A 14,265-nucleotide genomic window follows, 5' to 3' on the forward strand; every position below is an offset into this window, starting at 1 on the left:
CTTGTACCTCACTCAACCGAGAACCGCTATATGTTGACTAATTTAGGCTTTTTAGAGTTAGTGTAACTATCTATGTAAAGTTTTGTATCAGCATTCAACATTTCTGTCCAAAACCCTATGTCCAAAACCCTATGACAATCTAACCCCAAGATTCGTGTTCCTCGAATTGGGGTTGTTACATCAGGTACGTCAGTTAACATAGTCTGAATAATACCAACTTAGTGAGTAAAATATCAAATATATTTCTAATACAAATCTCAAAAATAGCATTCTAAATCTTGCTGCTCTGACGGGGGCAAGTCATTATTGGGCTGCTGAAACTGAGTATTGAAGCCGTTTTTAATTAAAATCATCTGGAAAAGTGCTGTTCAGTTGTCCCAAGTGTTTTGTCAGAGTATCTTTACCAAGTGCAGCACTAACTAGCCAATATTATTGGTAATATTATCTTTTTGGATCGGAAAGTCTTGGTATGTGATAATTCCACAGTTAAACTCAAAAGCCATCTGTCGGCAGAACACGCTTTGCGGCTACGCACTTTCAGACAAATTATCCTTGCAATAAGAAAGCTCTATGGAAAACACAGTTCTTGAAACCCAACATTTGGGCCTCGCTTACGACGGTAAACCGATCATATCCGATCTTAACCTGCTGATTCCCACAGGACAAATTACTGCTCTAGTCGGCCCCAATGGCTGCGGTAAATCTACTCTACTGCGGGGTTTGGCTAGATTACTCAAACCTCATATTGGTACTGTATATCTTAATGGTGCTGATATCTTTCGACAGTCAACAACCGTAGTTGCACAGCAACTCGGTATTCTTCCTCAAGGTCCATCTGCACCAGAAGGATTAACTGTGCGAGATTTGGTAGCACAAGGTCGTTATCCATATCAAAAAAGTTGGCTGCAATCTTGGACTGCTGAAGATGAATGTCAAGTCCGCAAAGCATTAACAACTACAGACCTTAACGAATTAGCTAATAGAGCCGTAGATACCCTCTCTGGTGGACAGAGGCAACGTGCTTGGATAGCCATGACTTTAGCACAAGATACACAGATTTTATTATTGGATGAGCCGACAACTTTCTTAGATTTAGCTCATCAAGTGGAGGTACTGGAATTACTCTGGGATTTGAATCAACTTGAGGGAAGAACAATTGTCATGGTGTTGCATGACCTGAATCAGGCGTGTCGTTATGCTCATAACCTAGTAGCTTTACGCGATGGTGCTGTTATGGCTTATGGAAATCCAGCAGATGTAATGACAGAAGAAATGGTGCAGGAGGTGTTTAGATTAGCTTGTCGAATTGTGCCAGACCCAGTAGTGGGAACACCTTTGTGTTTACCTTTGAGACGACAATCTCATAAATAACGAAAGTAATTATTCTAGAGCTACTCCTACTCCTCGTGCTGCCAATAATCAATAAGTTCACAAGATAAGCAGATTCTACTATTGGACAAGCCAACGACTTTATTTAGACTTGGCTCATCGAGTAGATTCGGTTGTTTATAAAGATATTGTTTGCGAATTTTTCCAGCAAGAAAGTGTACCACACACCAGACATGAAGGATCATGATAAGAATGTCGTTTGGCAAATTCCATTCGCATCAAGTCGATTGTCAGCAGTTGTGACAATAGGGGTTGACTAAACTTAGTAATCAGCTTTATTACCTCTAATGCTGTCAGACAAGCTAGTGTTCCAGAAACAGCACCGATAACCGAGAACCCACGGTGATTCCAATCTGGCTTTTCTGGGAACAAGCATGATAGACAAGGAGTGACACCAGGAATAATCGTCGTCAGGTAAGCTTCCATTCCGTTCATTGCAGCTTCCACCATTGGTTTTTGCCAGCGCACGCAAGCCTCATTGAGCAAGTTACGCTCCGTGAAATTGTGGGCGCAATCAACAGCTATATCAGCAGATTGCACTAAAAAGTCTACGTTCTCCTTTGTAACGTAATCATGAACTGCTTCCACCCGAATATCAGGATTAATAGCTTGCAGAGTTTCTCTGGCTTTGAATACTCTTGGCTTACCTACCCAATCATTTGTCATCAGAACCTGACGATTCATATCATCTAGCCGTAAGTCACCACCCCGAACTAGGATTAGCCGCCCAACACCCGCTACTGCCAAATAAAGCGCTGATGTACCGCCTAATCCCCCTACACCTGTAACCAAAACCGTTGCGGACTTCAAGCGCTTTTGTGCTGCTTCTCCAAAATTGGGAAGCATCATTTGGCGGTGATAGCGTTCTAACTCACTGGGTATTAAGTTCATCGCTTTTTACCTCTTTATCAGTCGTAAAATTTATCACCTAGTTGGTAGCAAATATTGTAGTTGTCTATACACTTTTCTAATTTTTTACCTGTAAAGTTGGTATTTATTCCAGGCACTATTAGGGGTTTGTGCTTTACAAGCGTGCCATTCGGATTTGAGTGTTATCTCTTGGTGACGACCAAGTGACTTGGCAGATGATGAAAAGGTGATGCTTACAGTGGTTCAAGCAGTTTGCAATTGCCTGCTCCCATTCATGGCGGGGCTTAGTCATCAAAGGGTAAGCTTTTGGGCGGCGTCAAAGGACTCATGCGTATATACTACCTCGCCCTACTGGAGCGATCGCAATCCTATGCAGACATTTGGTGATGTGGCTAATAGACTAAATAGCTTTGGTTTAGCTTATCTACATATTATTGATGGGAAAGTTGTAGTAACGAGTTACCTACGCGATCACCTTACAGGGGGCAGTTTGATTGCCCCCCCCTTAATAGAATCTCAACAACTACTTTAGCCTACGGCAATCATTACGTCTGATGATTTAACTATGGCGTGGACTTCTTTACCTTCAGTAAGTTTGAGATTTTCTGCTGATGATTTGGTAATAATTGCAGTCACCTCTACCCCTGGTGCTACTTCTATCGTTACTTCAGTATTTACAGAGCCAACAATGACGTTTTTTACAGTTCCTTTGAGAGCATTACGAGCGCTAACTTGCATTTTCTGACTCCTACTGTTTTTTCTTTACACATAGATAATAACAACTGATTAAATTAATCTGTATGGCTACAGATAGAAAAGATATGAATTTTTACTATCCATTAATATAGAAAATATACGGGAATAATTTACTAAATAATTTGGTACTTACATCTTTTTAAACCAACTTATTTGGTAATGAAAGTACTACAAAATAGTTAGTTGAACTAACTATAACAAATCTGGCTTCATCAGTGACTTCTTTGTTAACTTTGGAGTAGCGATGCCTGCGGCGGTAAACTACGCCTTGATTCTGGAATGTTGATTTTTTATAACCAGTTTTCAGACTTAGTTAGGTCATCGGACTTATCTCCGGCGGCTTTAGCGTTAAAAGGTTACTTCCGGCTACTCCGGTTTTAGCTCCGGCTACTTTTTTGAGGTAGTGCTTACCACTACTGAGAGAAAATCAATATAAAAACCCCAGGCTTGATCTTGGCTGGGGCTGTAAACCATTCGTTGTCTTGAGGAGCCACAATCAAAAAGGTCATTCGCAACCTTTAGTTCGGTTTAAGCCCCCCACCAAATCAAGATTTTGGTGGACTGCAATTGGCGTGGATCTGAACGCAAGTGTGTCTCTGAAAGAAAAGCCCACACCATATTGCTACCTTTTGCCCTCTGCCTTCAGCATAGCTGCCTTCTTCACTTACTCCTACAAAAAGCCAAGCTTTGGGATGTCTCTCTGCAAGATATTTACTGTAGCGGCTTTTAGTGAGCGCAAAATTTTCTATTAATTACGGAATTGAAATGACATCTCTTGAAGTCATAATCATCATCATAGAAACTGACTGCATTCACTAAACTTCAAGATTTATCAACTCCAAGTCAGATATCTTGAAAACGGCCAAATAATTAAAGCTACAAAGGAGATAAATCAACATGAGCGAGAATGATAACCCACAACCAGAACCACAGATCACAGGAGATAGACCACAACCTCCTAAGACAATAGGAAAACCAGTTCAGACTGAATTCATTAACTCCGAACAACAGCCCACAACACCAGAATCATCAGATATTAATTGATCAAAAACTTATGATACCAAACTTAAAAAAACTAGTCATTGAAGATATCTATCTTCAAGAAATTGAATTGACAGACACTGAAGCTCAATCTATTAATGGTGGTTCACCAACTTTACCACTGCCACCACCTAGTAGTAAAATTTCATTATTTTCTCTTGACTGGGTAGCAATCCAGCCCCAACCTTTTCCTCCTGGAGTTTCTTTGACCCCAAGATTTTATTCATAACTACAAAACTAATTCGAGTGCAAGAGCCACAGGACTTACGCAACTGTCACAAGCAATAGCGCGGCTACACTACGCCATGCACTAAACAACGACCCCGTTCCGAAAGCTTTGTATTCGGAACGGAATCAAAATAATATCTATGTACCATCACTAATCTCCTGAACCTGCTGACATTCCGAAGGTAGATAATCGCATGATTTCAGGTGCTGCAATCCAATGGCAAACTCACCATCCCAGGTTTTCACGGTGCAAAGCTTATCTGACTTTGTTGGGCCAACTGCTGGTTTTGAGTTGTAAATTTTTGATCGTATACATTTGCTATTTTTGTTCGAGTTGTTTTATCAGTTCTTCAGCTTTACGGACATCATACTTGCGCCCTTGCTGCTCGAATAAATCTCGGCAGCGCCGCATATAAATATTTATATTACAGTACAATTTTGATTAACCCAATTATCAGGAACTCTTTCTAAAATACCAGAACCAAACACCTTATTCATTTCTAAATATTCAAGATGAACGTAACCAATATGACAGTGACAAGTTTGGTTGCTACAAGGTTGTTCAGACAAAGCTGCTTCCCAGTCAGAATCATAAATATTACCAATTGCTCCTTTAATAAAATGACATCGGTACATTGTTCCGTCACCATCAACAGAAATCACTGATTTTCCAGCCCGACAAGAATGCCCAAAGCTAGGATAATGATTAGTATTTAATTCATATAACGGGTCAATAGATTGGAAGAATTCTCGGTCTTCTTTTGATAAATTAGGAAGTTCAGCCTTGACAGCATTAATCCATAAATAAACGTGGTTTGGTAAATTCTGACGTAAAGCGGCTATTTCTGCGTTAAACTTGGGAAAACCGACAACTCCAACGCTAAATTTGACATTTTTGTTGTCTAGATTAAGGCATTTTTGTAAAAAGCGATCGCGTGACACCCATTCGGAATGAAAAGTTGCCCAAAGCGCCAATTTATCTTTGTTACATTCCTCTACCCAATCTAGCTGACAGGAGAGATTAGTTTGAATTGCGGCTTTATTAACATTGGGCAACTGCGTTAATTTTATCAGTGCTTGCTGATACCAAGAATGGATTAGGGCTTCTCCCCAAGGAGTAAACAGAATTGAAAATTGATGTTGGGGATGTTGGGAAATCCAATCTACAAACCGTTCTAAAGATTGTTTATCGATTGCTAATTCGGCGGCTGTTTGTTGGCGTTTCGCAAAGGGGCAATATTCACAACCGTAGTTACAACTAATTAAAGAACCGCGATAGAGGATAGTGAGGTGCATATTAATAATTAGTTAAATTTGATTATTCAGCAATAGAACAGTAGCGCCCGTCTATATAGTTGTATCCGTATCCTTCTTTTCCCTGCTGACCATAAATTAATTGACAGTCTAACTGGGATAAACGCTCAATCATTGCAGCAGATAAAAAATTCTCAGTAACATTCAAAATATCGAGTTTGTTTACGTCTGAGCAGTTCAATAAAGCTTTTGCACCTTCATCTGAAAGAGTTCCCATTGCTAGGTCGAGGATATTGATAAATTTAATTGCAGGCATATTGACTATTGAACGAGCAATATAATCAGAATATTCACCATTTCGTAGCCCTAAATAACTTAAAGTTGGAAATAATTCACCGCTAATAATTGGCATTAAGTCGTCAATAGATGAATTACCACCATATCGACTACCTCCTAGCCATAATTCTAAATGTTGTAATGCTGGTAAATCTAAAGCACAAATTTGAGCTATAGTTTGCCGCTTTAAGGCCCCACTTTCAATGATAATCCCTTTTAAATTCTCATGTTTTAACTGACTGAATTGTAAACCACGCCCTCCACGTATTTGGATGATTTCTAACTGATGATAAGCTTTTAATAAAGGACTGATATCACTTTGCTCTATAGTAGAAATCATGTATTCAGAATATTCTATATCACCAATAAATATAGCCTTCAAATTTTTCAGTTTGTCTTTAGCCTCAACTAAAGCATTAACTACAACACTGGAATCGTAATCGCCATATCCATCCCATATACCAATTACCAAAGCTTGAATTTTACTGGCATTGCGATGTTGAGTTAATATATTCAGTTTTTCTCTAAAAACTTCTCCATCTTCTTCCCATTTTTCACATCTTACAGCATAAGCAATGCTCATAGGGTCTATAATTCCAATTGCTGGGTCAAAATCTTCTACCTTTTTATTAGCAAATTTACTAACACGATCGTCTGTATACCACTCTAAGCGCTCAGGTAATCTCCAGCTTTTATAAGCTTTTACAGCCTGTTGCACTTGTAATTCTGTTCTTTCTCTTAGTAATAAATAGGCGGAACGTTGCACTAGTGATGATTCATCATTTAAAGCCGCAATTACTAAATATAAACCTGCATTACCATATTTCAATGCTTCATTGACAGCATCGATTCTGGCTTTTACTAGAAAACTTGCCAAGCGTCTTTTAACACCTTCAATCCCACCTAAAACAGCACCTTGTACTGGTGGCGGTGCTTCTCCTCCGAGTACTGCATCAAATTCTCCGGGCTGATTTTGATTGTTTGTCATATTTTCTCCAATGGTAGATGTAATGTAAATATCGGTAGAAACGTGATTCATCGCTTCTGTACAAATCTTTTTGAAACCCGACTATTTCAACTCATAATCCTGCATTAATTCCTGAACTTTATCAGAAAATAACCACGCGCCAATAGTGTCAGAACGCTCAATTCCAAATTCAGTTAACTGCAAAGTATCCTCATCTTTTATCGCCAAATTCAAAGCAATTTGTAAGTTTGATTATTCAGAAACAGAACAATACCGATCGCCTGGCTCCTTTTCTGTATCTGCAATAACTTCCACATCTAACAGTTTCAACCTTTCAACCATTTCTTCAGTTAAACAGCTATTAGAAATATTAAGAATATCTAGCTGATTAACAGCAGGACAATTTAGTAAAGCTTCAGCACCTTCATCTCCTAAATCTCCTAATGAAAGGTCTAAAATTTTGATTGTATTAATAACAGAAGAGTTAACGATACTAGCAGCAATATTATTAGCATATTCACTGTTCCGCAGTCCCAAGTAAGTCAATTTAGGGAATAAATTACCTGAGAAGATTGGCATTAAATCATCAATAGAAGAGTTCCCCCCATATTCATCAGTACCTAGCCATAATTCTAAATGTTCTAATGCTGGTAGTTCGAGAGAGAAAAATTGAGCAATTTTGTCACGACTTAATCCTCCAGTTTCGACAATTAGCACTTTCAAACGTTCGTGACGTAAAGAAATGAATTTTTCCCAAGGTTCACTGTATGCACGGCAATCATCTCCACCACGAACTAGCAACATCTCTAGATTAGGAAAGACTTTTAAAATAAGGCTAATATCCTGAGTAGCTGTCCAAGAAATCTGGTAATCTATGTCATAAGGCCCGTAAAAAAGTGCTTTAATATTTTTTAGAATCTCTGGCGATAAAATACGCCATAAATCATAGTAACCTCTAAATATCAAGGCTTCTACTTTATTAACTTCTGGTTCTCTTAAAAAAGTAGTAACATCATCATCCAAAACATAAGCTTTTTTAGCAGTATTTTGCAAACCTATTTTAGGGTCATAGATTTCAACTTGTCGATTGTAAAACTTTTTGAAAGTATTATAGATATATCCCTCATTTAGGGGTTCATTTATTCGCTCAAATAAGTCCCAATATTTATATTCCCGCAAAACTTGTTTGACTTGAGGCTCAATTCTATCGTGTAATAAATTGTAGGCAGCTTGACGGACTTTTCTTGAACAATCATGCAATGAATGTATTACTAAATTTAACCCTTCTGTTTGATAATTCAATGCATCTTGAAGGGCCGCTAGACGTATTTCTGCATAAGGACTTCCTAAACGTTTTTTAACTCCCTTAACACCACCTAGTACAGCATCAGTCGTAGGTGGTGCTTCTCCTCCGAGTACTGCATCAAATTCTCTGGGTTGATTTTGATTGTTTGTCATATTTTCTCCAACGGTAGATGTAATATAAATTTTTGTATAAAAGTGATTCATTACTTCTATACAAATCTTTTTTAAACCCCACTATTTCAACTCGTAACCATCCATTAATTCCTGCACTTTCTCAGAAAATAACCACGCTCCAATAGTGTCAGAACGCTCAATGCCAAATTCAGTTAACTGTAAAATATCCTCATCTTTTATCGCCAAATTCAAAGCAATAAGTTCTGAAAATTCTGGAAAATCAGCGTATACTTCACTACGAAATTGCTGACGATAACTAGCACAATTCAATCCTTCGTCGGAAAGCAAAGATAACAAAATATACCGCCGACGTTGTTCTTCAGCATTTAGTTGAAAACCATAGTGCGCGTAGTCAAATGACTCATCTGCTGTTTGAATATACGCTTGTAAAATCTCGCTGATTCCCTTTGCTCCCACTGCATACTCATTGGAGTAGTGCAAACTATCAGTGTAGGAACGTGCGCCACAACCTAAACCAACCATACCGTCGGCTTGGCAGGAGTGAACAGGAGATGAGGGAGAAAGATTGCTACCTTGTCCTACTTCTACGCGTCGAAACATCCGCATGGAAACTTGCGTATATCCTTGCGATAATAATAGCGATCGCCCTTCCCGATAACAAGCTAAACGAATATCGTCCCATTCTTGCTCTGTGCGTCCCAAACCTGTGAGCGATCGCACGTACAATGGATATAGATAAATTTCTTCTGGTTGAAAACGCAAGGTAGCTTGTATTGATTGCAACCAACTATTTACTGTTTGACCGGGTAAACCGTAAATCAGATCAATATTAAGCGTGGGAAATCCCATCTCTTTTATCCTTGTCAGCGTTGCTTCTACTTGGGTAGTAGATTGACGGCGCTGGGTTGCTAAAACTTCCGAATCGATGAAACTTTGGACACCAATGCTAACACGATCGACGGCGTGCGATCGCAACAGCTTTAACTTGTCCTCAGTTGCGGTTTCTGGCGAAACTTCCACAGAAATGGGAATTTCCTGTAACTTTGCACCCATCGTACTTTCAGCAATATTGAGAATAGTTTCGAGGTGCTGAATGGGTAATTGGGTGGGAGTTCCGCCACCAATAGCGAACCTAGCAAATGACGCATCACCCAACACCGCTTTCATCCGTTGCGCCTGTCGCTGTAACGTGCGGACATATTGACTCATAAAATCTTCATTGTGGCTGACTGTGGTAAACAGGTTGCAGAACCCACAACGCATTTCACAAAATGGTATGTGTATGTAGAGAAATAGCGCTTGTCTATCTTGCTGCGCCCAAAGTTCTGGGAGATACACAGCTGGAGTGAGGGGACGGTAAGCTGTTTTGTGGGGGTAAGAATAAACGTATGCTTGATAAGGAGACTGGGCAATTTTCGATTTGAGATTTTGGATTGTCAGCATAAGATTTAAAAGAATTTAGAACTCTGCGCCTCTCCACCTCTGCGTGAGTTTTCATAAAATAAACTCTGCATAGGGAACAGTCCAAACCACAGGATGGCTAAGTCGATGTCCAGTGTAACCATCTTCACCATAAGTTGTCCCGTGGTCGGAACAGAGAATGCAAAAAGTAGAATGCCTTTGTCGTATAATATTCCAGAGTTTGGCTAATTGGCGATCGACGTATTCCAAAGCTGCGGCGTGAGATTCAATGGTATCGATTTTATCTTTTGCATCGGGAAGATAGAAATAATTTGGTTGATGTAGAGCCGAAATATTTATAAATAAAAATATACGTTGATTGTTTGGCGTTTTTTCTAAAATCTGTCGCGCAAGATTTACCTGATTTTCTGTAGATTCTGGGTTAGTAACTCCTAATTCTGGAGTCCAATAACTTTCGGCAAACATTGAGGGAATTACATTACCTAAAGGGTTGCATTTGTTGAAAAAACCAACTCCACCAATGCAAACTGTATGATATCCCTTAGCAGCTAATCCATTAACAATATTTGAGCTATCTAACACACAAGTTGTATCAGTTGTAGTGGTACTTCCTTCAAATCCCAAAGCAAAAAGGCGGGGGTGAATTCCAGGTGTTACAGGTGTGGGTAAAAAGCCTGCAAAAAATGCATGATGAGAAGCATAAGTGAAGTTTCCGGGTGAATGGCGTTCTTCCCAGCCTGTTTTAGGAAGTACTTTTGCTAAGTTTGGAGTGCGTTCTTGTACGAGTAGGTTTTTGGCTACGTCATAACGCAATGTATCTAGGGTGATAAATAAGATATCGTGGGTTCCGACGATTTGATTCATATTGAACATAATCAGCGAAGAGGGAAAGGGGAGACAAGGGAGACAAGGAAGACAAGGGAGACAAGGAAGATAAGGGTGAGAGTGAAATTAAGAAAAAAATGGGGAAATATAGGAGGAGACAGTAAAGGATGTTTGATTTGTGAATAAAAAGTCATTTTATAGTCATGAAGATTTGGTGGTATTTCAGTTGGCATTTGAAACAGCAATGAAAATTTTTGAGATGTCAAAAAAATTTCCTCAAGAAGAAAAATATTCTTTAACAGACCAGATTCGTCGCTCATCTCGTTCTGTTTGCGCTAATTTAGCAGAAGCTTGGAGAAAACGAAGATATAAAGCTGCTTTTATAGCGAAGCTGAGTGATTGTGAAGCCGAAGCAGCTGAAACTCAAGTATGGATTAAATTTGCTGTTAAATGCTCTTACATAGATATTGAGCAAGGTAGAGAACTATATAAAACCTACAATCAAGTCCTTAAAGGCTTAGTCAACATGATTAACAATCCAAATCAATGGATTATCGGTGAATAATCTCCCTTGTCCCCCTTGTCCTCCTTGTCCCCCTTGTCCCTTTCCAAAATCGCTTTAACTTCACTGGTATAAGTATCCATTCTATTCCACAAAATACCCGGTAATAAATCACCAAAAGCATTAATCTCTAAAATGGCATGAGTTTTCCAATCTGGGAAAATCAGTAAATCAACTCCGCAATATAAACTATTAGGAAATAACGCTGCTGCTTGTTCACAAGTTCGCTTCATTATCTCCCAATTTTCTACACCAACTTTTGCTAAAAATTCCTCTGTATCTCCCCGTTCATTCCCCAAATGCAAATTTGTCATGGGACTTTTACCAAGGCGAACAACGATATGCTGTGCTTCGCCATTGATAACCACCACACGCACATCAAACCCGCATTCTTGCAAATGTGCTTTAGGTAGCCATTCTTCAACTTGTACGCCTTCTGCTGTTAAGATGTTGATGATATCGGCGACTTCTTCGTGATGGGTATAGTGCCTAATTTTCCGGGAGTTGTAAAGCAGGGTTTGCCCATTTTCTCGCACTCGTTCGACGGTGGTAATAGCTGATTCAAAACGCGAATTTGCGCGGTAAGCAACGACTCCAGAAGCGGCGGAACCGTGGGAAAGTTTGACGAATACTCGTTCTATTCCCTGCATTTGCATTTGTTCGCGTAAATGTTCATAGTTGTGGATTTTACCTAACGATCGCGGAACGGGGATATTATGAAGGCTGAATCTTTCGTGACAAGCTGGTTTGTCAAACATCACAGCGATGTCTTGGGGATGGTTCATGAAGTACCCCACCCCCAACCCCTCCCCGCAAGCGAGGAGGGGAGAAAGTAATGTTTCCCATTTTTGCAACAGATACCGCCAGCCTAAGTACCACTGTCGCGGATAGAGGATCAGTCCTTTGTCAAATTCTAATTTTGTCGCTGCTTCTGCACTGATACGTTGATGATTGGAAGTAGAAAAAATCTCCCTACTCCCTTCTGCAATGATGGCTTTATCAACATCAAAGTTTTTTTCTGGAGAGTCAAAGCGGATAATGGTGTTGGGTGTATTGAATTGTTCGAGAGTTTGTTTTCCTGCTATTAAGTCGGCGTAATCTACTACGGTGGCTGGTGGTAAGTTGAAATGGGCGAGGGCTTGTTGGAGGAAACCGACACGGCGGTTTTCGGGGTTGGCGATGAGGATGAAATTTAGCATTATCTAATATATTCTTTATTCGTGTAATGCCCAATAACGTGAAGCTGCTTGTCCTCGACGATAGTTTTCTTCCTGCGAATCCGCAATTAATCGACAATCAAGTTGAGACAATTGTTGAATTATCTGTGGTGATATACAGTTTTTAGAAATATTGAGTGTATGAAGCCAATTTACACTTGGACAATTTAGCAAATTTTCTGCCCCGTTATCAGTTAAAGTTCCCATCGATATATCAAGCACTGCTAGACGTTCAATAATTGGAGATTGTACTAAGGCTTCTACAAGCACGTCAGTATTTTCAAAGCTTGGTAGACCAAGATAAGATAAATTACGAAGTAATTCACCTGAAAATAGTGTCTCAAAAAAATCAAAATGTGAGTATCTACAGCGTCCTCCCCATAATTCCAGATATTCAAGTGATGGCAATTCCAGAGTACATACTTGTGCTAATGCACGAGCATCGTTATCTGCTGTTTCTAATATTAAAGTTTTTAAAGATGGATAGTAGATTTTTTTTGAAAAGAGAGTATTAGAAGGATTTCCGTGTAATTTCAATACCTCTAAATTTGGAAAAGTCTCTAAAATAGAAATCACATCACTTAGATAAATACGAGATTTTTTATATTCATGTTGACGGCGATCGCCAATAAATAAAGCCTTTAAATTTCTCAATCTTTGGCTTGCTTTACAAAGCATATTTATGAGTATCTGACACTCTTTGTGATATATTTGCAGGTAACTGACATCAGGCATCCAACAAGCTAAAGCTTCAACTTCACTGACTTGGGTATCATTGAGGAATACTTGAAGAGCATCTAAATTAAAATCTTCAACTATATCAAATCCTCCACGAGGATTTGGCTCCTCACGATAGAGGTTAACATTGTAAGCTGTACTAATTGCAGAAGTGATTCCAATATTTGGATAAAAAGTTTCAAATTGCCAATCTTCTAGCATAGTAAAACATTGCTGAGGATTATGTCTCAATAAAACCTGTTTACCCTTTTGTCCACCTTTATCTCGCAGGAGACGAGCAGCAAACAGCTGCACTTTATCTGAAGGGTCTTTCAAGGCTTGAATTACTAATTGAAAACCTTCTTCTTGATAGCGTAAAGCATCAATCAATGCAGATGCTCTTTCTCTAGCTTCAGGGCTTTTCAACCGACTTTTTACGCCTTCAATTCCTCCTAATACCACACCACTAACAGGAGGTGGCGTTTCCCCACCAAGTACAGCGTCAAATTCTCTCGGTTTATCTGGATTGTTGTTCATTTTGGTTAATCCTAATTTATAGGTAAAGATTTGTAAAATTTTTCATTCGTATAACCCAGAGTAACGAGAAGCACTACAACCTTCATATATCTTTTCTTGAGAATGAGAAATCAATAAACAATCAATTAGCCATGATTGTTTAATCTCCTGAATAAATTCTTCTGATACATAATTGTGAGCGATATTGAGGGTATGTAAATTAATAATTGCTTGAGATTAAATTAAAGCGTTCAAACCTGTGTCAGTCAAGTTTCCCATTGATAAATCAAGTACTTCAAGTGTTGCAAGAATGGGAGATTCAGCTATGAAAGAAGATTGTGCGATCGCATCGGCAATTGCATCAGCATAATCGCTATGCATTTCCTTCTGTTTCTTGCAATAGTTCAACTGCAATTTGCTGAATCTCATCTGAATCATCTTGCAAGGCATCAATCACCAAATCTAAACCTGCGTCTCCATAATTTAAGGCATCAGAGAGTGCAGTAGTTTGCACCTCAAAAATCCCACTTTTCAACCGATTCTTAACTCCTGCAATCCCTCCTAAAACTACACCACTAGCAGGATGTGTTTCTCCACCAAGTACTGCGTCAAATTCTCTGGGTTTATCTGGATTATTGTTCATCTTAGATTTTCTGAGTTTTGGAAAGAATGTGTAAATTTAGGATGGTTTGTTGGGTGCGATCGCATGTTACTAAGTATAAATA

16 protein-coding genes are annotated in these 14,265 nt (G+C 39.1%); 4 read left to right on the plus strand and 12 right to left on the minus strand.

Annotated features, from left to right (window positions below; all coding sequences use genetic code 11):
• Positions 1–570 precede the first annotated feature (570 nt).
• Positions 571–1,371, plus strand: a complete 801-nt coding sequence (locus HWQ41_RS24680; protein WP_292768862.1) for an ABC transporter ATP-binding protein — start codon at positions 571–573, stop codon at positions 1,369–1,371.
• Between the two features lie 135 nt (positions 1,372–1,506).
• On the opposite strand, the gene HWQ41_RS24685 is transcribed toward HWQ41_RS24680, so the two are convergent.
• Both HWQ41_RS24685 and HWQ41_RS24690 read right to left on the minus strand, forming a co-directional pair.
• Entirely contained in the window at positions 1,507–2,280 is a 774-nt protein-coding gene (locus HWQ41_RS24685; RefSeq protein WP_292768865.1) for a HesA/MoeB/ThiF family protein, read from the minus strand.
• Between the two features lie 507 nt (positions 2,281–2,787).
• Positions 2,788–2,997 carry a molybdopterin-binding protein gene (locus tag HWQ41_RS24690; protein WP_292768867.1) on the minus strand — a complete coding sequence of 70 codons (210 nt, stop codon included), beginning with the start codon at positions 2,995–2,997 and terminating at the stop codon, positions 2,788–2,790.
• A gap of 915 nt (positions 2,998–3,912) precedes the next feature.
• On the opposite strand from HWQ41_RS24690, the gene HWQ41_RS24695 reads away from it, so the two are divergent.
• Together HWQ41_RS24695 and HWQ41_RS24700 are read left to right on the plus strand one after the other, a co-directional pair.
• Entirely contained in the window at positions 3,913–4,059 is a 147-nt protein-coding gene (locus HWQ41_RS24695; RefSeq protein ID WP_292768869.1) for a hypothetical protein, read from the plus strand.
• 10 nt (positions 4,060–4,069) lie between these two features.
• Positions 4,070–4,285 (plus strand): hypothetical protein, encoded by a 216-nt coding sequence (locus HWQ41_RS24700; protein ID WP_292768871.1) that lies wholly within the window; start codon positions 4,070–4,072, stop codon positions 4,283–4,285.
• Between the two features lie 419 nt (positions 4,286–4,704).
• On the opposite strand, the gene HWQ41_RS24705 is transcribed toward HWQ41_RS24700, so the two are convergent.
• The 6 genes from HWQ41_RS24705 to HWQ41_RS24730 all read right to left on the minus strand — a co-directional run bounded on the left by HWQ41_RS24705 (position 4,705) and on the right by HWQ41_RS24730 (position 10,567).
• Complete coding sequence (locus HWQ41_RS24705) at positions 4,705–5,580, minus strand: STM4011 family radical SAM protein (protein WP_292768875.1); 876 nt, start codon at positions 5,578–5,580, stop codon at positions 4,705–4,707.
• 22 nt (positions 5,581–5,602) lie between these two features.
• The gene (locus HWQ41_RS24710; RefSeq protein ID WP_292768877.1) at positions 5,603–6,862 is read right to left on the minus strand and encodes a HEAT repeat domain-containing protein; all 1,260 of its coding nucleotides are present in this window, start codon (positions 6,860–6,862) and stop codon (positions 5,603–5,605) included.
• Positions 6,863–6,943: 81 nt separating this feature from the next.
• Complete coding sequence (locus HWQ41_RS24715; RefSeq protein WP_292768880.1) at positions 6,944–7,075, minus strand: hypothetical protein; 132 nt, start codon at positions 7,073–7,075, stop codon at positions 6,944–6,946.
• 18 nt (positions 7,076–7,093) lie between these two features.
• Positions 7,094–8,299, minus strand: coding sequence for a HEAT repeat domain-containing protein (locus HWQ41_RS24720; protein WP_292768883.1), 1,206 nt, complete (start codon positions 8,297–8,299; stop codon positions 7,094–7,096).
• A gap of 81 nt (positions 8,300–8,380) precedes the next feature.
• Entirely contained in the window at positions 8,381–9,724 is a 1,344-nt protein-coding gene (locus HWQ41_RS24725) for an STM4012 family radical SAM protein (protein WP_292768886.1), read from the minus strand.
• A gap of 51 nt (positions 9,725–9,775) precedes the next feature.
• Positions 9,776–10,567: an STM4013/SEN3800 family hydrolase gene (locus HWQ41_RS24730; protein WP_292768888.1), complete on the minus strand. Its 792-nt coding sequence runs from the start codon at positions 10,565–10,567 to the stop codon at positions 9,776–9,778.
• 139 nt (positions 10,568–10,706) lie between these two features.
• Here HWQ41_RS24730 and HWQ41_RS24735 point away from each other — a divergent pair, with 139 nt between their 5' ends.
• Positions 10,707–11,093, plus strand: a complete 387-nt coding sequence (locus tag HWQ41_RS24735) for a four helix bundle protein (protein ID WP_094342908.1) — start codon at positions 10,707–10,709, stop codon at positions 11,091–11,093.
• Here HWQ41_RS24735 and HWQ41_RS24740 read toward each other — a convergent pair.
• From HWQ41_RS24740 to HWQ41_RS24755, 4 genes are all read right to left on the minus strand, one after another.
• Complete coding sequence (locus HWQ41_RS24740) at positions 11,072–12,289, minus strand: STM4014 family protein (protein ID WP_292768894.1); 1,218 nt, start codon at positions 12,287–12,289, stop codon at positions 11,072–11,074. The two genes, HWQ41_RS24735 and HWQ41_RS24740, sit on opposite strands and share 22 nt — an antisense overlap.
• 15 nt (positions 12,290–12,304) lie before the next feature.
• The gene (locus HWQ41_RS24745; protein WP_292768897.1) at positions 12,305–13,561 is read right to left on the minus strand and encodes a hypothetical protein; all 1,257 of its coding nucleotides are present in this window, start codon (positions 13,559–13,561) and stop codon (positions 12,305–12,307) included.
• Positions 13,562–13,777: 216 nt separating this feature from the next.
• Complete coding sequence (locus HWQ41_RS24750; RefSeq protein WP_292768900.1) at positions 13,778–13,921, minus strand: hypothetical protein; 144 nt, start codon at positions 13,919–13,921, stop codon at positions 13,778–13,780.
• The gene (locus HWQ41_RS24755) at positions 13,914–14,183 is read right to left on the minus strand and encodes a hypothetical protein (RefSeq protein ID WP_292768902.1); all 270 of its coding nucleotides are present in this window, start codon (positions 14,181–14,183) and stop codon (positions 13,914–13,916) included. The genes HWQ41_RS24750 and HWQ41_RS24755 overlap by 8 nt, the downstream gene beginning before the upstream one ends.
• Between the last annotated feature and the right edge of the window lie 82 nt (positions 14,184–14,265).

Origin of the sequence: Nostoc sp. NOS(2021), from assembly GCF_017115025.1 — a bacterium.
Lineage (GTDB): Bacteria > Cyanobacteriota > Cyanobacteriia > Cyanobacteriales > Nostocaceae > Nostoc.

Coding starts and splice junctions, on each gene's coding strand:
- HWQ41_RS24685 (WP_292768865.1), bottom strand. CDS start 2,280: ATGAACTTAATACCCAGTGAGTTAGAACGCTATCACCGCCAAATGATG.
- HWQ41_RS24695 (WP_292768869.1), top strand. CDS start 3,913: ATGAGCGAGAATGATAACCCACAACCAGAACCACAGATCACAGGAGAT.
- HWQ41_RS24680 (WP_292768862.1), top strand. CDS start 571: ATGGAAAACACAGTTCTTGAAACCCAACATTTGGGCCTCGCTTACGAC.
- HWQ41_RS24740 (WP_292768894.1), bottom strand. CDS start 12,289: ATGCTAAATTTCATCCTCATCGCCAACCCCGAAAACCGCCGTGTCGGT.
- HWQ41_RS24690 (WP_292768867.1), bottom strand. CDS start 2,997: ATGCAAGTTAGCGCTCGTAATGCTCTCAAAGGAACTGTAAAAAACGTC.
- HWQ41_RS24730 (WP_292768888.1), bottom strand. CDS start 10,567: ATGAATCAAATCGTCGGAACCCACGATATCTTATTTATCACCCTAGAT.
- HWQ41_RS24705 (WP_292768875.1), bottom strand. CDS start 5,580: ATGCACCTCACTATCCTCTATCGCGGTTCTTTAATTAGTTGTAACTAC.
- HWQ41_RS24700 (WP_292768871.1), top strand. CDS start 4,070: ATGATACCAAACTTAAAAAAACTAGTCATTGAAGATATCTATCTTCAA.
- HWQ41_RS24720 (WP_292768883.1), bottom strand. CDS start 8,299: ATGACAAACAATCAAAATCAACCCAGAGAATTTGATGCAGTACTCGGA.
- HWQ41_RS24755 (WP_292768902.1), bottom strand. CDS start 14,183: ATGAACAATAATCCAGATAAACCCAGAGAATTTGACGCAGTACTTGGT.
- HWQ41_RS24745 (WP_292768897.1), bottom strand. CDS start 13,561: ATGAACAACAATCCAGATAAACCGAGAGAATTTGACGCTGTACTTGGT.
- HWQ41_RS24750 (WP_292768900.1), bottom strand. CDS start 13,921: ATGCATAGCGATTATGCTGATGCAATTGCCGATGCGATCGCACAATCT.
- HWQ41_RS24725 (WP_292768886.1), bottom strand. CDS start 9,724: ATGCTGACAATCCAAAATCTCAAATCGAAAATTGCCCAGTCTCCTTAT.
- HWQ41_RS24710 (WP_292768877.1), bottom strand. CDS start 6,862: ATGACAAACAATCAAAATCAGCCCGGAGAATTTGATGCAGTACTCGGA.